General features: G+C 69.8%; 16 protein-coding genes. 7 read left to right on the forward strand and 9 right to left on the reverse strand.

Annotation, left to right across the window (positions count from 1 at the left end; all coding sequences use genetic code 11):
• Positions 1–48: 48 nt before the first annotated feature.
• Positions 49–414, reverse strand: a complete 366-nt coding sequence (locus tag ACWH43_RS15690) for a DUF971 domain-containing protein (protein ID WP_260348059.1) — start codon at positions 412–414, stop codon at positions 49–51.
• A 153-nt stretch (positions 415–567) separates the two neighbouring features.
• Between ACWH43_RS15690 and moaA the strand changes: the two genes are divergently transcribed.
• From moaA to ACWH43_RS15710, 4 genes are all read left to right on the forward strand, one after another.
• The gene (gene moaA, locus ACWH43_RS15695) at positions 568–1,581 is read left to right on the forward strand and encodes a GTP 3',8-cyclase MoaA (protein ID WP_260348060.1); all 1,014 of its coding nucleotides are present in this window, start codon (positions 568–570) and stop codon (positions 1,579–1,581) included.
• Positions 1,582–1,652: 71 nt separating this feature from the next.
• Positions 1,653–2,252, forward strand: a complete 600-nt coding sequence (locus tag ACWH43_RS15700; RefSeq protein WP_260348009.1) for a hypothetical protein — start codon at positions 1,653–1,655, stop codon at positions 2,250–2,252.
• Entirely contained in the window at positions 2,242–3,714 is a 1,473-nt protein-coding gene (locus ACWH43_RS15705) for a hypothetical protein (protein ID WP_260348010.1), read from the forward strand. Before ACWH43_RS15700 ends, ACWH43_RS15705 begins: the two co-directional genes overlap by 11 nt.
• Positions 3,715–3,935: 221 nt before the next feature.
• Positions 3,936–4,700, forward strand: a complete 765-nt coding sequence (locus tag ACWH43_RS15710; protein WP_260348011.1) for a hypothetical protein — start codon at positions 3,936–3,938, stop codon at positions 4,698–4,700.
• Positions 4,701–4,712: 12 nt separating this feature from the next.
• Here the strand turns inward: ACWH43_RS15710 and ACWH43_RS15715 are convergent, their stop codons facing one another.
• Positions 4,713–6,479, reverse strand: a complete 1,767-nt coding sequence (locus ACWH43_RS15715) for a methyl-accepting chemotaxis protein (protein WP_260348012.1) — start codon at positions 6,477–6,479, stop codon at positions 4,713–4,715.
• Positions 6,480–6,631: 152 nt separating this feature from the next.
• Between ACWH43_RS15715 and solA the strand changes: the two genes are divergently transcribed.
• The gene (gene solA / locus ACWH43_RS15720) at positions 6,632–7,771 is read left to right on the forward strand and encodes an N-methyl-L-tryptophan oxidase (protein ID WP_158444597.1); all 1,140 of its coding nucleotides are present in this window, start codon (positions 6,632–6,634) and stop codon (positions 7,769–7,771) included.
• Positions 7,772–7,827: 56 nt separating this feature from the next.
• Here solA and ACWH43_RS15725 read toward each other — a convergent pair whose 3' ends face one another.
• On the reverse strand, positions 7,828–8,694 hold the full coding sequence (locus tag ACWH43_RS15725; protein ID WP_158444598.1) for an NAD(P)-dependent oxidoreductase: 867 nt from the start codon (positions 8,692–8,694) through the stop codon (positions 7,828–7,830).
• A gap of 129 nt (positions 8,695–8,823) precedes the next feature.
• On the opposite strand from ACWH43_RS15725, the gene map reads away from it, so the two are divergent.
• A complete protein-coding gene (gene map / locus ACWH43_RS15730) occupies positions 8,824–9,576 on the forward strand; it encodes a type I methionyl aminopeptidase (protein ID WP_158444599.1) in 753 nt (250 codons plus the stop codon).
• Between the two features lie 24 nt (positions 9,577–9,600).
• On the opposite strand, the gene ACWH43_RS15735 is transcribed toward map, so the two are convergent.
• The 4 genes from ACWH43_RS15735 to ACWH43_RS15750 form a co-directional block, all read right to left on the reverse strand.
• Positions 9,601–10,317 carry an ABC transporter permease gene (locus ACWH43_RS15735; protein ID WP_158444600.1) on the reverse strand — a complete coding sequence of 239 codons (717 nt, stop codon included), beginning with the start codon at positions 10,315–10,317 and terminating at the stop codon, positions 9,601–9,603.
• The gene (locus ACWH43_RS15740; RefSeq protein ID WP_158444601.1) at positions 10,314–11,042 is read right to left on the reverse strand and encodes an ABC transporter permease; all 729 of its coding nucleotides are present in this window, start codon (positions 11,040–11,042) and stop codon (positions 10,314–10,316) included. The genes ACWH43_RS15735 and ACWH43_RS15740 overlap by 4 nt, the downstream gene beginning before the upstream one ends.
• A 176-nt stretch (positions 11,043–11,218) precedes the next feature.
• Entirely contained in the window at positions 11,219–11,992 is a 774-nt protein-coding gene (locus ACWH43_RS15745; RefSeq protein WP_158444602.1) for a transporter substrate-binding domain-containing protein, read from the reverse strand.
• Positions 11,993–12,183: 191 nt separating this feature from the next.
• A complete protein-coding gene (locus ACWH43_RS15750) occupies positions 12,184–13,323 on the reverse strand; it encodes an MFS transporter (protein WP_375796996.1) in 1,140 nt (379 codons plus the stop codon).
• A gap of 328 nt (positions 13,324–13,651) precedes the next feature.
• On the opposite strand from ACWH43_RS15750, the gene ACWH43_RS15755 reads away from it, so the two are divergent.
• Positions 13,652–14,323, forward strand: coding sequence for a spermidine synthase (locus ACWH43_RS15755; RefSeq protein ID WP_158444604.1), 672 nt, complete (start codon positions 13,652–13,654; stop codon positions 14,321–14,323).
• A 17-nt stretch (positions 14,324–14,340) separates the two neighbouring features.
• Here the strand turns inward: ACWH43_RS15755 and ACWH43_RS15760 are convergent, their stop codons facing one another.
• Positions 14,341–15,117, reverse strand: coding sequence for a hypothetical protein (locus ACWH43_RS15760; RefSeq protein ID WP_158444605.1), 777 nt, complete (start codon positions 15,115–15,117; stop codon positions 14,341–14,343).
• Positions 15,117–16,169, reverse strand: coding sequence for an agmatinase (gene speB, locus ACWH43_RS15765; RefSeq protein ID WP_448153541.1), 1,053 nt, complete (start codon positions 16,167–16,169; stop codon positions 15,117–15,119). The genes ACWH43_RS15760 and speB overlap by 1 nt, the downstream gene beginning before the upstream one ends.
• Positions 16,170–16,196 lie beyond the last annotated feature (27 nt).

A 16,196-nucleotide genomic window follows, 5' to 3' on the forward strand; every position in this document is an offset into this window, starting at 1 on the left:
CCCAAGCGCCTCTCTTTTCCGCAGCGCCAAGGCGCCCGCACGACCAGCCTATCGCCGCCTCTCCCGCGAGAGCCCCTTCTCGGCCAGGGCGGCCTCGTAGGCGCGCATCTTCTCCTCCATCTGCTCGCCGAGCTCGCGCAGATAGTCCCAGGCATAGATGCCGGTGTCATGCATGTCGTCGAAGCCGAGCCGGACCGCATAATGCCCGACCGGCTCGACCCTGAGGATCTCGACCCCAGCCTTGCCGGGCACGATGGTCTTCTGGGTCGGATGGTGGCCCTGCACCTCCGCGGACGGGCTTTCGACCCGCAGGAGCTCGGCGGGAAGCGCGAAGCTCGCCCCGTCCTCGAAGGTGACATGGAGCGTGCGGCGGTCCTTGGCGAGACGAAGCTCTGTCGGCCAGGATGACATGATCGTGCACCTCCTTTTCCTGACGCGCGGCAGCCATGCGCTTGACCTCAGCCGCATCGGTGCCAATGTCCTGCTATAGCAATGCGAAGGAGCGCCCGCATCCAGCGCGGAGCGGGCGCCGCATCCGGAGTTGAGGCAGACGTGCTGCTCGACGACATGAAGCCGCTGACGCGGGCGCCGCTGGTCGATCCTTTCGGCCGCGCGATCTCCTATCTGCGCATCTCGGTGACGGATCGCTGCGATTTCCGCTGCGTCTACTGCATGGCCGAGACCATGCAGTTCCTGCCGCGGAAGGAATTGCTGACGCTGGAGGAGCTGGACCGCATCGCCAGCGCCTTCGTCGCGCGCGGCACGCGCAAGCTGCGCCTCACCGGCGGCGAGCCGCTGGTGCGGCGCGACATCATGAGCCTGTTCCGCTCGCTCTCGCGCCACCTCACCTCCGGGGCGCTCGACGAACTGACGCTGACCACCAACGGCTCGCTGCTCTCCCGCTATGCCGCCGAGCTCGCCGGCTACGGCGTGCGCCGCGTCAACGTCTCGCTCGACACGCTCGACCCCGGCAAGTTCCGCGAGATCACCCGCCGCGGCGACCTCGGCGTCGTGCTCGGCGGCATCGAGGCGGCGCGCAAGGCCGGCATCCGGGTCAAGATCAACGCCGTGGCGCTGAAGGGCGTCAACGACGACGAGATCGAGCAACTGATGCTCTGGTCGCACGGCCTCGGCATGGACCTCACCCTGATCGAGGTCATGCCGATGGGCGAGATCGAGGTCGGGCGCATCGACCAGTACCTGCCGCTCTCGGTGGTGCGCGGAAATCTGGCGGAGAAGTATTCGCTGGTCGACGACCCGTACCGGACGGGCGGGCCGGCGCGCTATGTCCGCGTCAAGGAGACCGGCGGGCTTTTGGGCTTCATCACGCCGCTGACCCATAATTTCTGCGAGAGCTGCAACCGCGTGCGCCTGACCTGCACCGGCACGCTCTATATGTGCCTCGGGCAGGAGGACGCCGCCGATCTGCGCGCCGCCGTGCGCGCCTCGAAGGACGACGCCCTGCTCTTCCGCGCCATGGATGAGGCCATCGCGCGCAAGCCCAAGGGCCACGACTTCGTCATCGACCGCCGCCATTCCCGTCCCGCCGTCGGCCGGCATATGAGCGTCACCGGCGGCTGAGCGCGACGCCTCCCCGCCTTCCCTTGACCGGCCGCGCGAAAGCGGTAACCGTCGCCGCCATGGCGGGTCGGTTGCGTTCCACGGTTCAGGTTGCGGCACGCCGGCTGCGGGAGGCCGGCAGCGCGCTCTATGAAGCCGCGCGGCAGACCCATGCCGCCCGGCTCGCCATCGTCGCGGCACGGCTTCGCTCCGGGACGCCGCTCGTCGCGATCCTCGTCGCCGCGACCCTGATCGCCTGCCTGTCTCTCGCCTGGTCGGCCGGCCGCGGCGTGCATGGTGCGCTGCTGCCGGCGTCGCCGACCGGGATCGGTGCGACGATCGCCGGGCTGATCGCGGGGGTCGCGGTGCTCGAGCTCGCCGCCGCCTTCGCCGTGACGCTGATGACGGCCGGCCTCAGGCTCGCCTACGACACCGGGCGGCATCGCGTGCTCGCCTTGCTCGTCATCGCCAGTGTCCTGGCCCTGCTCGGGACGGGGTGGCGGCTCTGGGAAACGGGCCCCGCGGCGCTCGCCGGCGCGGCCCTGCCCGTGCTGGGGACGGCCGGACTCGTCATGCTGACGGCCTGGTTCGAGCGCGCCTATCTGCGGCCGGCCTATCCCGGCTTCCGCGATTTCTGGGTCGACGTCGTCGACGCCCGCCACTTCCTGATGCGGTCCGCCCATGGCGAATGAGAACGGCAGCGCCGAGCCGCAGCGGCGCGGCGCCACCGCCGCCGTCACGGCGCATCATCTCGCCGAATCGGTGAAGGCCGGGCATCACGGCGCCGGCGACGCGCTCGAGAACCAGCCGGCCGCCCATGCGACGATGCTTTCCCAGACCGAGCAGACGCTGATCGCGCGGGCCCGCGAGCATTTCGCCGCGATCCGGCAGGAGGCGGCGGCGAGCCTCAACGCCCTCCAGGCCGAAATCGCCGGCCGGCGCGAATTGTTCACGCAGCAGCGCTTCGAGGGGCGCGTGCGCGGCGTCGAAGCGACGATGCGGGCCGCGCTCAACAAGCATGGCGGAGAGCTGGAGCAGCGCGTCTACGATGCGCTGCGGGCCAAGCGCGAATATGCCTTCTTCAACTACGAGAACAGGCGCCGGGCCGACCCCAAGCTCGACAAATGGCAGTTCATCCTGTTCTTCCTGGTCGTGCCGCTGGTGATCGAGAGCCTGCTCAACGGCAATTTCTTCGCCGAGGCCAGCGATTTCGGCCTGGTCGGCGGCGCGGCGACGGCCGTCATCATCTCGGCGCTCAACATCTCGCTCGGCTTCTTCATGGGGGTCGGGCCGGCGCGCTACTGCCAGCATGTGAAGAGCTCGCATCTGTTCTGGGCGCTGCCGGCCTATGCCGGGATGATCGCGCTCGTCGTGCTGTTCAACCTCGCCGTCGGCCATTACCGCGAGATGCTGATCGCCAATCCCGATGCGCGCTCCTTCCAGGTGATGCCGCGCATGCTGGAGAACCCCTTCGCGATCTACGACCTGAAATCGGTCGCGCTCGTCATCATCGGCTGCATCGTCGCCTTCGTCTCGGCGACCAAGGGCTATTCGGCCTTCGGCAGCTATCCCGGCCACGCCGCCGCCTATAAGCGCTGGCGCCAGCGCTGGGGCGCGGTCGAAGAGGAGCGGCGCCGGCTCGACGGCGAATTGCTGCCGGAGCTGGAGGCGCTCAGGACGCAGATCGACGGCTTTCGCGAGGATTGCCGCGACGAACTCGGCAGGCTGCAGGGGCTGAAGGCCAGGGCCGAGAAGGCGCGCGACCTCTATTTTTCCCGCCTCGGGCAGCTTCGCGCCGCCAAGGATGCGGCGATGATGCAGTATCGCGAGGCCAATCTGCGCGTCCGCACCGATCTGCCGCCGGCCTATTTCGCCCAGTCGCTCAACCTCGCCGAGATCGACCAGCCCGGCGAACTGCCCGAATATGTCGCCGCGCGCCGGCAGATCGAGGATTTCGAGCAGCAGCTCGGCACCATGCCGGCACTGGTCGAGGCGACGCTGAAAGACCGGCTCGTGCTCTTGCGCGGCATCGACCTCGCCGGCGAGGTCGAGCAGGTCAAGCTGCGCGCGGCGCAGGCCGGGCGCGAGGCCTTCGAGCGCGACGAGGCGGCGCAGAAGCAGGCGGCGGAGGAATTCGCCGCCGCGCCGCGCTAAGTTTTGCACCTCTCGCTGGAACCACGGCCGTCATTCCGGGGCGGCCCGCAGGGCCGCGCCCGGAACCCATGAACACGAGGCCTCCGAAGGAGGCGACGCATGGATGCGGCTTTTATCCTTCTGCCACGACGATGTTCATGGGTTCCGGGCTCATTGCTGCGCAATGCCCCGGAATGACGGCCGTGGTTCCGCGTCCGCACAAGGCAGGCTAGATTCACCCCATGAAGACCGAGAACTGGGCGATCGTCGCCTCCCTGCTCGCCGGCGTCGCCCTCGTCGGCTTCTTCGTCGCCCCGTCCCTGCTGCGCGGGCCGCCGCGCGACCAGGAGACGCTCTGCCCCAAGACCGGCCCGGTCGGGCAGACGCTGATCCTGGTCGACAAGAGCGACCCATGGAGCGAGGTCCAGGCCGGGCGCCTCAAGGCGCTGGTCAAGCAGATCGGCGACGATTTGCCCGCCGACCGGATGCTCTCGATCTACGTCTTCAACGACGTGTTCGAGCCCGGCTTCCCGGCGCTGATCTCGCTGTGCAATCCCGGCAAGACCGCGAGCGAGTTCATCGGCAACCCGCGCCGCGAATACGTCAAATGGGTCGAGAAGTTCGGCCGCCCGCTCGACGACGCCTTGAAGATTCTGACCCAGCCGGGCAAGGGCAATCAGTCGCCGATCGTCGAGGCCATCGGCGATGTCGTGGCCCGGCGGGAGAACCGGGTCGAGACCGGCGACCGCAAGCTCCTGCTCGTCTCCGACATGCTGCAGAATTCGAGCCAGTACACCGTCTTCGGCAACGGCGCCGGGGCGCGCGATCCCGAGAAGCTGTGGCAATTGCTGGCGAAGGTCTGGCAGAGCTCGGGCGCCGCGAGCTGGGCGCTCAGCGTGCATCAGGTGCAGGGCCTCTACGAGCCGCAGCGCCTCGAACAGGCGGCCACGCTCTGGCAACAGGCCTTCCGCAAGATGAACGTTTCGGTGAGCTGGGACAGGCTGTAAGCCTGCCGGCGCTCAGAGCCGGTAGGCCGTCCTGACCCCGCCCCAATGGCGGCCGCGAACCCTGACGGGTGCGCCGATCTCGCTGAAGACCTCCGGCCCGCGGCCGAGATCCTGCTGCGAGCGCTGGACGAGGAAGGGGCGGACCGAGCGGCCGAAGCCGATGCCGACGCGATCGTCGAAGATCCGCCGGTTCCGGACATGGGCCGCGTTCCAGTCCGGCTCGCCGCGGCGCGAGGGCAGCGAGAAAGCGCAATTGTGGACCGGCACATAGCCGTTGCGGTCCCCGGCCACGGCGAAGGCCAGCCGCGGATCGCTGGCGAGCATCTCGGCCAGGACCGGCGGCAGCACCGCCTCCAGGGCCGGCAGGCTCGGGCTCAGATATTGCCGCGGCTCGCTCTCCGCGATCGCTGTATAGCTGACGCGAAACAACTCGCTCTCGCTGGTCAGGCCCCGGTCGAGAGCCCCCTCCATCGCCAGCGCGACCTGCCGGGCGAAATCCTGCGCGCGCTCGATCAGCGGCCGATAGGCCCGCTCGATCTCCTCGATCGCCCGCGCCAGCGCGTCGCTGCCGGCCGCGGCCTCCGGCGCGAAGGCGATATGCAGGCCGCTCTCGCTCACAGCCGTCATCCGGCAGGGCAAGGTCGGCAGGCCGTCGATCGTCACCTGGCCGTCCGCGCCGGACCAGCGCCGCGCCTCGGGCGCATCGGCCAGGAGCGCTCCGCCCCGGCCGAGGTCGATGACCTCGCCCGCAATGTCGAGATCGCCGAGCGAGAGCCGCGCGCGCCGCGCCGCCGGGAAGCGGTCGTAGCGGCGCCGGTCGGCGAAAGGGGCGTGCCTGAGCGTCGGCTTGAAGCGCCGCAGCATGTTGCCGACCAGGCGCCCGCCCGTCTCGGTCGCGCGGCGCACCTGGCCGCTCTCGAGCATCGTCGCCTGGGCGATGCGGTCGATCTCGTCGGCCCGCCTGGCGACGCCGCTGACGAAATCCGCGGTCTCGCGGGCGTTGCGGGAGAGTTCGGCGGTGGTGGCAGCCTGCTCCTGGGAGGCGTTGCCGATCAGCCCCATGATCGGGTTGACCTCGCGCACGATCTGGAGCGCGTCATTGACGATCTCGGTCGAGCCCTGCGCCGCCACGGTCAGGCGGTCGACGCGGGCCCTGATATGCTCGGCCGCCTCGCGGACCTCGACCGAGAGGGTCTTCACCTCATGGGCGACGACGCCGAAACCGCGCCCGGCCTCCCCCGCCCGCGCCGCCTCGATGGCGGCATTCAGCGCCAGCAGATTGGTCTGCCGGGCGATATCGGCGATCGAATCGACGATGCCGCGGATCTCGCCGGTGGCGGCGGCCAGGCCGTCGAGCATCGCCGTCGCCTCGCCGGCGCGCGCGATGGCGGCGTCGAGCTTGCCGCGCAGGCTGGCGAGCGAGAGGTCGACCTTCTCGGCGACGTCCGAGACCTGCTGGCTCGCCGCGGCCAGGGCCGAGGCGTTCTCGTTGGCGGAGACGACGGCGACGCGCATGCCCCCGGCGCTCTCGCTGATCGTCCGGGAATCGCGCTCGAAACCGGCGGAAAGCGCGCCGGCCTCGTCGAGCTCGCGGGCGAGCTTGCGCATCGCCGCGAGGATCTCGGCCTCGATGTCGTCGACGGCGGCGGAAACGCATGCGCCGTCGGGAGCCGGGCGTTCCGCGCCGGGCTGCGGGACGGCCTCCGGCGGCGCGGCGGCCGGCACATCGTCTCCGGCGCTTTTCCCGCGGCCGAACCAGCGCCGAAACCTGCCCGTCATGCGCCCCTCGATCTCACGCAACGTCATGTCCCCAGCTTATTGCGGCGCTGCGTTAACAAAGGCTTCCGTCAGGCGACCCTGACCGCGGCACATTGGACCCGCCCCGCAGGGCGCTGTATGGCTTGGCTTTCCGCGCTTCCGAGAGCAGGGTCATGAGCCAGCACAGCTATGACGTCATCGTCGCCGGCGTCGGCGCCATGGGCTCGGCCGCATGCTGGCACCTCGCCCGCCGCGGCCTGAAGGTGCTCGGCCTCGAGCGCTTCGACCTCGGCCACGCGATGGGCTCCTCGCACGGCCTCACCCGGATCATCCGCCTCGCCTATTTCGAGGGCTCGCACTATGTGCCGATCGTGCGCCGCGCCCACGAGCTCTGGCGCGAGACGGGCGAGCAGGCCGGGCTGAAGCTGCTGCACGTCACCGGCTCGCTCGACCTCGCGCCGGAAGGCGGCGGCCCGGTCGAATCCTCGCTGCAATCCTGCCTCGACCACGGGCTGCCCCATGAGGTGATCGACGCCGCCGAGGTGGTGCGCCGCTTCCCCGGCTTCCAGCTCCCCGCCGGCCATCTCGGGCTGTGGCAGCCGGATGGCGGCTTCGTCGCCTCCGAAAAGGCGATCTACGCCCATGTCGGGCTGGCGCAGGCGCATGGCGCCGAGATCCGCACCAACGAACCCCTGCTCGACTGGACGCCGACGGCGCAGGGCGGCGTGGTGGTCCGCACCGAGCGCGGCACCTATTCGGCCGGGCGCCTCGTCATCACCTCGGGCGGCTGGATCGCCGACGCGGTGCCGGCGCTGAACCGGCGCGTGAGCACGGTGAAGCAGGCGATCGGCTGGTTCACCACGCGCCGGCCGGAACTCTTCCGCGAAGGCGCCTTCCCGGTCTTCATCCTGCATGTCGACGAGGGCAATTTCTACGGCTTCCCGCTCTACGAGCATCCCGGCTTCAAGCTCGGCGGGCCGCATTTCGGCCGCGAGCCGATGGACCCGCGCGAGCCGGACCGGACGCCGAGCCCGAACCAGGTCGCGATGATCCGCGCATGCCTGGCGCGCTACATTCCCGATGCCGCGGGCGAACCGCTGACGGTCAAGGGCTGCGTCTACACGGTCTCGCCCGACGAGGATTTCATCATCGACGCGGTGCCGGGCGTGCCCCAGGCGGTCTTCGCCTCGGCCTGCTCGGGGCACGGCTTCAAATTCGCCAGCGCGATCGGCGAGATCCTGGCCGACCTCTCGACCGTGGGGCAGTCGCCCTTCGACCTCACGCCCTTCTCGCTCGCCCGCTTCGACGCGTAAGTGAAGACGGGCCCGCGAGGGCCCGTCGTCAGCGCGCCATCAGGCCGGGCAGCGGATCAGCGCTGCAGCCTCGCGATGAGGCTCGAGGTGTCCCAGCGATTGCCGCCCATCTTCTGGACGTCGGCGTAGAACTGGTCGACCAGCGCGGTGACGGGAAGCTGCGCGCCGTTGCGCCGGCCCTCGTCGAGGACGATGCCGAGGTCCTTGCGCATCCAGTCGACGGCGAAGCCGAAATCGAACTTGTCCTGGTTCATCGTCTTGCCGCGGTTCTCCATCTGCCAGGAGCCGGCGGCGCCCTTGGCGATCACCTCGAGCATGGCCTCGACGTCGAGCCCGGCCCGCTTGGCGAAGTGGATGCCCTCGGACAGCGCCTGGACCAGGCCGGCGATGCAGATCTGGTTGACCATCTTGGTGAGCTGGCCGGAGCCCGCCGGACCCATCAGCTTGCACATGCGCGCGTAAGCCGCGATCACCGGCTCGACGCGGGCATAGGTTTCCGCCTCGCCGCCGCACATCACGGTCAGCACGCCGTTCTCCGCCCCGGCCTGGCCGCCCGAGACCGGCGCGTCGACGAAGCCGAAGCCACCCTGCCGCGCCGCCGCGTCGAGCTCGCGCGCCACATTGGCCGAGGCCGTGGTGTGGTCGACGAACACCGCACCCTTCGCCATGCTGGCGAAGGCGCCGTTCTCGCCGGTCGTGACCGAGCGCAGATCGTCGTCATTGCCGACGCAGGCGAAGACGATCTCCTGGCCTTTCGCCGCATCGGCCGGGGTCGGCGCCGAAAGCCCGCCATGCTCGGATACCCAGCCCTGCGCCTTCTGCGGGTTGCGGTTGTACACCGTGACCTCATGGCCCTTGGCCTTGAGATGCCCGGCCATGGGATACCCCATCACGCCGAGACCGATGAACGCGACTTTGGCCATGAACAACTCCCGTTTTTGAAGACCGACCCGGTGTAGCCCGCCGCCGCCGGGGCGGAAAGGCGGATGCGCGCCCGCCGCCCATGCGGTTTTCCGTTGCGGCCCGGGCGCCGACGGCTTAGCTCGACCTCCATGACCATCTCCAACGACGACGAACTTCAGGCGCTCAAGGAAATCGGCGCCATCGTCGCCCGCGCGCTCGCCGCGATGGGCAAGGCGCTCGAGCCCGGCATCACCACCGCCGAGCTCGACGGGATCGGCCGCGCCTATCTCGAGCGGCACGGCGCCCGCCCCGCCCCGGAACTCGCCTATGACTTCCCGGGCGCGACCTGCATCAGCGTCAACGAGGAGATCGCCCACGGCATTCCCGGCGAGCGGCGCATCCTCGCCGGCGACCTCGTCAATATCGACGTCTCGGCGGAGAAGGACGGCTTTTATGGCGACACCGGCGCCTCCTTCGCGGTTCCGCCGGTCAAGCCGCGGCTGGAACGGCTGTGCCGCGACGGCCGGCGCGCGCTCTGGGCCGGGATCGGGCAGGTCGGCGCCGGCAAGCCGCTCGCCGGCATCGGCCAGGCGGTCGGACGCTTCGCCGACAAGAACGGCTATACGCTGGTGCGCAATCTCGCGAGCCACGGCGTCGGCCGCTCGCTCCACGAGGAGCCGACCGAGATCGCGACCTGGCCCGACAAGCGCGAGCGGCGGACCATGACGAACGGCCTCGTCTTCACCGTCGAGCCGTTCCTGTCGCTGGGCGCCGACTGGGCCGAGCAGGGCGACAGCGACCGCTGGACGCTCTACAGCGAACCCTGCGCGCCCACCGTCCAGTACGAGCACACCGTCGTCGCCACCCCGCGCGGCGCGGTCGTGCTGACCCTGCCGGGCTGAGGCCGGGGCCGGCCCGCAGCCGGCTCACCGCAACGCCAGATGCCGGCTGAGCCGGAGCTCGATCCGGTCCCAGAGGCGGCGGATGATCTCGACCAGCACCAGGTAGACCAGCGCCGCATAGAGATAGATCGACAGGTCGAAGGAACGCGCGAAGGCGAGCCGCGTCGCGCCCATCAGGTCGAACAGCGTCACCAGCGAGGCGATGGCGCTGGACTTGATCATCACGATCAGCTCGTTGCCGAGCGGGCGCAGCGCCAGGATCATCGCCTGCGGCAGCACGACGAGGCGCAGGGTCGCCCAGCGGTGCAGGCCGAGCGAGGCGGCGCCCTCGAACTGGCCGCGCGGGATCGCCTGGATGGCGCCGCGCAGGATCTCGGCCTGATAGGCGGCCGTGTTCACCGTGAAGGTCAGGGCGGCGCAGTAGAACGGGTCGCGGAAGAACCACCACAGCCCCGTATCCTGCCAGAAGACGCGGAACTGGCCGAGGCCGTAATAGACCAGGAAGAGCTGGCAGAGCAGCGGCGTGCCGCGGAAGAAGGTGGTGTAGCCGTTGACGGCGGCGCGCGCCCAGCGCGGCCCGTAGAGCCGGGCGACAGCGAGGCCGAGCGCCATCCCGAAGCCGATCAGCACCGAGATCAGCACCAGCTCGATGGTGACCCAGAAGCCGGACGCCATGCGGCAGCCATAGTTCTGCAAGACCTCGCTGCCGAGCGCCCAGCCGGGATATTCGCACCAGCTCATCGCGTCGCGCCCCCGAAGGCGGCGAAGCCGCGATTGGCGCGCCGCTCCATCCGGTCGATGGCCCTGGCCGAGACCAGCGAGAACACCAGATAGATCAGCATCGCCGCGCCGAAGAACAGGAACGGCTCCTTGGTCACCACATTGGCGCGGGTGGTGATGAACATGATGTCCGGCAGGGTGATGACCGAGACCAGCGAGGTCTCCTTGAGCAGCACCATCCAGTTGTTGCCGAGCCCCGGCAGCGCGACGCGGAGGAGTTGCGGCAGCACCACCAGGCGGAAGGCCTGCGCCTTGCTCAATCCGAGCGCCGCGGCGGCCTCGCGCTGCCCCTTCTGGATGGAGTTCAGCGCCCCGACCCAGACCTCGCTGGAGAAGGCCGAGAGCACGACGCCGAGCGCGACCATGCCGGCGACGAAGGGCGGCATGCTGAAGGAGCCCGGCAGGTCGAGCTTGACCCACAGATGCTGGAGCAGGATCTGGACGCCGAAATAGATGATGTAGAGCGTCAGCAGCTCGGGCACGCCGCGGAAGATCGTGGTGTAGAGCGTGGCGAGGCCGCGCAGCAGCGCGCTCTCGGAGCGCTTGCCGAGCGCCACCAGCAGCCCGAGCGCCAGGCCGAAGGGCAGCGTGGCGAGCGCGATCGAGATGGTGACGCCGGCGCCCTGCAGCAGGGCCCAGCCCCAGCCGCCGGGGCCGAAGCCGAGCAGGGCGAATTTGTCGAACATGGCGGTGCCGGTGCGGGAGGTCGTGGTCCCCGCCGTCCCGGCCGGGACGGCGGGCTGGATCGTCGCGCGTCCTTCCGGACGCGGTAACGATGATCCATCTCATTGCTGGTGCATCGGATTTTTCGAAAAGCGGAATCCACTTCCCGGTCCGATGCTCTAGGCTCGGATCGACGCGGTCAGTCGAACTTGAACCACTTCTCCTCGATCTTCTTGTGCGTGCCGTCGGCCTTGCTCTCGGCGATGGCCTTGTTCAGCATCTCCTTGAGCGCGACGTCCGACTTGCGGACCGCGCCGGCGACGCCCGGCCCGTGGATGGCGTTGTCGCGCGTCACATCGGCGATCTTGCGGCAGCAATCCTTGCCCTGCCCCTTGAGGAAGTCCGCCAGCGCCAGCGCGTCGGCGACGATGTAGTCGAGCCGGCCGTTGAGCAGGTCGAGATTGGCTTCCTCCTGCGTCGGGTAGAGGCGCGCCTCGGAATCCTTGTAGTATTTCTCGAGATAGTTGGCGTGGATGGTCGAGCCCTGCGCGCCGATGACCTTGCCCTTGAGCGCCGCCGGCGAGATGTCGTCCGACTTGGTGCTCTTCGGGCCGATCATCCAGATCGGCGTCAGGCTGTAGACATCGGTGAAGTCGACCTGCTTCTTGCGCTCGTCGGTGGCGTTCATGCCGGCGAAGATGACGTCGTATTTGTTGGCCTGAAGCGCCGGGATGATGCCGTCCCAATCCTGCACGACCCAGGTGCACTTCACCTTCAGCTTCTCGCAGAGCAGGTTGGCGTAGTCGATCTCGAAGCCTTCCAGCTCCTTCTTGGCGTTCAGGTTGTTGTAGGGCGGATAGGCGCCCTCGGTGCCGATCCGGATCTCCTTCCATTCCTTGGCCTGCGCCAGGGCGCCGGTGGCGCCTGCGACGGTCAGCGCAGCCGCGGCGATGAAACGAACGAAACTCTTCATGATGCCTCCCGCAGGGTCGAAAGCGCCGCCACGCTGTTCTGATCTTCGTGGCGAAGCCCTGTGCGCACAGATTGGGCGCAGTTCCGCGCCGCCCGCAAGAGGGCATGCGCAGCTTTTCCAGGCGGAGCTGCTGAAATCGGTTGCAGGGTAAGCGGCTGATCCGATTGGCCAAAAGTCGCCGGGCGCGGGCTCTACGGCGAAAGTCGGGGTCGGGACCGGCGCGAACGGGCGTCCAGAACGGCGACGATCCAGACGGCGAGGCCGCCCAGCGCCAGCGCCGCGCCGACCCAGCCCGTCGAGGTCCAGCCGAAGCCCGCGGCGATCGCCATGCCGCCAAGCCAGGGGCCGAGCGCATTGGCGGTGTTGAAGGCGCTGTGGTTGAGCGCCGCGGCCAGGGTCTGCGCGTCCTCGGCGACGTCCATCAGCCGCGTCTGCAGCATGGCGCCGAGGCCGCCGCCGCTGCCGATCATGAAGACCACCAGCGAGACCGCCCAGATATTGCCCGCCGCGAAGGGAAAGGCCGCGAGCCAGAACGCGCTCCAGAGCAGCAGGCCGGCCGTGGCCGGGATCAGCGCCCGGTCGGCGGCCCAGCCGGCGAAGAGTGTGCCGAAGGTCAGCCCGAGCCCGAAGGCGACCAGCACCAGCGGCACCGCCGCCGGCGCGACGCCGGTCACCTCCATCAGGGTCGAGGCGAGATAGGCATAGACCGCGAACAGGCCGCCGAAACCGATCGCCCCGGTGGCAAGCGTCAGCCAGACCTGACGGCGCTTCAGCGCGCCCAGCTCGCGCAGCGGGCTCGCGCCCGGCTGCACCGCGTCGCGCGGCGCGAACAGCCCGACCAGCAGCGCGGTGAGAAGCGCGAGCGCCGCCACGATGCCGAAGCCGGCGCGCCAGCCCAACGCCTGCCCCATCCAACTCGCCGCCGGCACGCCGAAGATCGTCGCGACGGTGAGGCCGAGCATGACCCGCGCCACCGACTGCGCCCGACGATTGGGCGCCGAGAGCGAGGCCGCGACCAGCGCCGCGACGCCGAAATAGGCGCCATGCGGCAGGCCGCTGAGGAAGCGGAAGGCCAGCATCCAGGGATAGCTCGGCGCCAGCGCGCTCAGGAGATTGCCGAGCGCAAAGACACTCATCAGCCCGATCAGCAGCGTGCGGCGCGGCACCCGGGCCGCCAGCACGGCGATCAGCGGCGCGCCCACCACCACGCCGAGCGCGTAGATGCTGATGACGTGCCCGGCCGTCGGCTCGTCGATGCCGAGCCCGGCCGCGAAATAGGGCAGCAGGCTCATCGAGGCGAATTCGGTGGTGCCGATGGCGAAGCCACCCATGGCGAGCGCGAACAGCACCAGCCCGACCGGGGCGGTCCCGGCGGCAGGCACGGACGCGTTCAGGCTGCGATCATTCGCGGCGAGGGACATGGAAGGCGGCTTTCGGCAGAAGATGCGCGCGATGCTGCGCTGCAACATCAGATACGCATGACGATAGCGCTACAGCAACTGCGGATGCCGCCGGGAGCCATGATTCCAGCGCATATCGCATTCAACGGCTCGCTTGCCGCACCAGGCGCAGTATAAGGCCTTGGCCGAAACCTCCTCAGCCTCCCCTTCGGCGCGTGCGGATCGCCGCCCGCCCGCGCCCAGCCGACGCGAGACCCCGATGCTGCCCTGGACCGTGCTCGACACCGCCGACCTGCCCGATGGCAGCGGCACCTTGCGCCTGAAGCAGCGCGGCGGCGAATTCTCGATCATGCTCGGCAGCAACGAGCTGATGAACAGCCGCCTCAGCGGGTCGGAAGAGGCGCTGGCGCGATTGACCTGCGCGCGGCTGGGGCAGCGCCCGCGCCCGGCCCTGCTCATCGGCGGCCTCGGCATGGGCTTCACCCTGCGCGCGGCGCTGGCCGCATTGCCGGGCGAGGCGACGGTCGAGGTCGCCGAATTGATCCCGGCGGTCGCCGCCTGGGCGCGGGGGCCGATGGCGCCGGTCTTCTCAGGCTGTCTCGACGATCCCCGGGTCCGGCTCAGGCTCGGCGATGTCGGCGCCGTGATCGCCGCCGGGACGGCGCGCTATGACGGCATCCTGCTCGACGTCGACAACGGCCCGGAGGGGCTCACCGTCGCGGCCAATGACCGCCTCTACGGCCCGGCCGGGCTCGGCGCGGCCCGGACGGCGCTCCGGCCCGGCGGCGTGCTGGCGGTCTGGTCGTCGGGGCCGGACCGCGGCTTCACCCGCCGCCTGCGCGATGCCGGCTTCGCGGCCGAGGAGACCACGGTGCGGGCCAGAAGCGGCGGCCGCGGCGCCCGCCATGTGATCTGGCTCGCGACGCGCTGAGGCGCGCCGCGGCCCTTTCACGGCAAACGGCAAAGCCCGTCGCAGGGAGCCTTCTCGGCGACGCCGACGAACTGCTCGACCGCCTTTTTGGCCTCCGGCTTCAGCGCCGGCTGCGCCGCCCGCAACGCCGCGGCCAGGGCCGCGCGGTCGGCCGGGGCGATGCCCGCCACGATCGCGGCGGCGTTCTCCGCAAGCCCGCGGGCGAGCAGGGTCTGGTTGGCCTCGCGCAGGGCCGGGTTGCGCAGAGCCAGCGCCACGCCGGTGACGATCTCCTGGAGGCCGAGCCGCATCTGGCGAATGCCGTCGAAGCGGGTCTCCGTCTTCTCGTCCTTCGAGAGATGGGCGCCGAAATCGTTGATCGCCACCAGCGAGGCCGCCACGACCTTGAGCAGAAAGGCGTGCGACCGGGCGAGCTCGTCCTGGTATTCCGCCGTGTTGCGGGCGGTGTCGGGCGGCGTCTTGCCGCCATCGGGCGAATAGAGCGTGTAGATCTGGAGGATGCGGGTCTGCTTCTGCACGATGTTGAGGAGCGCCGGGATGTCGTCGGCCGAATAGGGCGCCGCGCCGAGGATCGCGGGCTCGTTCCAGACGTCCTCCAGCACCTTGCCCTCGACCGGGTCGGCCAGGCGCGGCAGCCTGGCCTGGCCGCGCTGGACGCTGATCATGCTCTCGACCGCCGCGACCGAGGCGTCGATATAGGCCGAGCCGTTGGCGGGCACCTCGGCCCGCGCCGCCAGGCCCAGCAGGCACGCCCCCCCGAGCACGGCGAGCCGGGCCATCGAACGTCGCATCATCATGGTCTTCCTTTTCCTGCGGCGCGGGCCTCGGCGATCAGGCAGAGCTCGGTGAAGAGCACCTGTGCCGCGCAATGCGCCGTATTGCTCGTGGCATCGTATTGCGGCGCAACCTCGACGACATCGGCCGCGACGATGTTCCGCCCCTTCAGCCCGCGCAGGATCGCCAGCGCCTCGCGCGGCGTCAGCCCGCCGACCTCCGGCGTGCCGGTGCCGGGGGCATAGGCCGGGTCGAGCGAATCGACGTCGAAGGAGACATAGGTCGGCCCGTCCCCGATCACCGAAAGCGCCCTGGCGATCACGGCGTCGAGGCCGAGATCGTCGACCTCGTTCGCGTGGATCACGGTCATGCCGGATTCGGTGGAGAACTCCCAGAGATATTCGGCGCCGCCGCGGATGCCGATCTGGATCACGCGCTCGGGGTCGAGCACGCCGTCGAGCACGGCCTGCCGGAACGGGCCGCCATGGTGGAACTTCGAGCCCTCATAGGGGCCGGAGGTGTCGCAATGGGCGTCGATATGGACCATGCCGACCGGGCGCTTCGCCCCGACCGCCTTCAGGATCGGATAGGTGATCGAATGGTCGCCGCCGACTGCGAGCGTCGAGACGCCGGCCTCGACGATGGCGCGGAAGGTCGCCTCGATATCCTCATGGCAGCTTTCCAGCGAATAGCGCGAGCGGAAGGGCACGTCGCCGATATCGGCGGCCTCGACCAGGCCGAAGGGGGCGGTGCCGAGGACATGGTCCATCGGCCCGATGCGCTCGACCTGCCGCACGGCGCGCGGCCCGAGCCGCGTGCCGGCGCGGTTGGTCACGCCCAGATCCATCGGCAGGCCGATGATCGCCACGTCGAGCCCGCCGAGATCGGCCTTCGCCAGGGCGTCGGGCCGATAGGGCGCGCCGATGAAGGTCGCGACGTTGGCGAAGGGCCATTTGCGCCTGTCGCCCTGGAACTGGCCGGCCGCGACCTTGGCGAAGCGCGGGTCGTGGATATCGCCGCCGCCGGCGCCGGCATAGCGGGCACGCAGCCTGTCGAGCTTGTCCTGATCCATCCGCCTCTCCCTCGGGATGCGCCGCTT

This window comes from Allobosea minatitlanensis (assembly GCF_964020775.1).

Coding starts and splice junctions, on each gene's coding strand:
- moaA (WP_260348060.1), top strand. CDS start 568: ATGAAGCCGCTGACGCGGGCGCCGCTGGTCGATCCTTTCGGCCGCGCG.
- ACWH43_RS15705 (WP_260348010.1), top strand. CDS start 2,242: ATGGCGAATGAGAACGGCAGCGCCGAGCCGCAGCGGCGCGGCGCCACC.
- ACWH43_RS15710 (WP_260348011.1), top strand. CDS start 3,936: ATGAAGACCGAGAACTGGGCGATCGTCGCCTCCCTGCTCGCCGGCGTC.
- ACWH43_RS15715 (WP_260348012.1), bottom strand. CDS start 6,479: ATGACGGGCAGGTTTCGGCGCTGGTTCGGCCGCGGGAAAAGCGCCGGA.
- solA (WP_158444597.1), top strand. CDS start 6,632: ATGAGCCAGCACAGCTATGACGTCATCGTCGCCGGCGTCGGCGCCATG.
- ACWH43_RS15725 (WP_158444598.1), bottom strand. CDS start 8,694: ATGGCCAAAGTCGCGTTCATCGGTCTCGGCGTGATGGGGTATCCCATG.
- map (WP_158444599.1), top strand. CDS start 8,824: ATGACCATCTCCAACGACGACGAACTTCAGGCGCTCAAGGAAATCGGC.
- ACWH43_RS15735 (WP_158444600.1), bottom strand. CDS start 10,317: ATGAGCTGGTGCGAATATCCCGGCTGGGCGCTCGGCAGCGAGGTCTTG.
- ACWH43_RS15740 (WP_158444601.1), bottom strand. CDS start 11,042: ATGTTCGACAAATTCGCCCTGCTCGGCTTCGGCCCCGGCGGCTGGGGC.
- ACWH43_RS15745 (WP_158444602.1), bottom strand. CDS start 11,992: ATGAAGAGTTTCGTTCGTTTCATCGCCGCGGCTGCGCTGACCGTCGCA.
- ACWH43_RS15750 (WP_375796996.1), bottom strand. CDS start 13,323: ATGGGTGGCTTCGCCATCGGCACCACCGAATTCGCCTCGATGAGCCTG.
- ACWH43_RS15755 (WP_158444604.1), top strand. CDS start 13,652: ATGCTGCCCTGGACCGTGCTCGACACCGCCGACCTGCCCGATGGCAGC.
- ACWH43_RS15760 (WP_158444605.1), bottom strand. CDS start 15,117: ATGATGCGACGTTCGATGGCCCGGCTCGCCGTGCTCGGGGGGGCGTGC.
- speB (WP_448153541.1), bottom strand. CDS start 16,169: ATGGATCAGGACAAGCTCGACAGGCTGCGTGCCCGCTATGCCGGCGCC.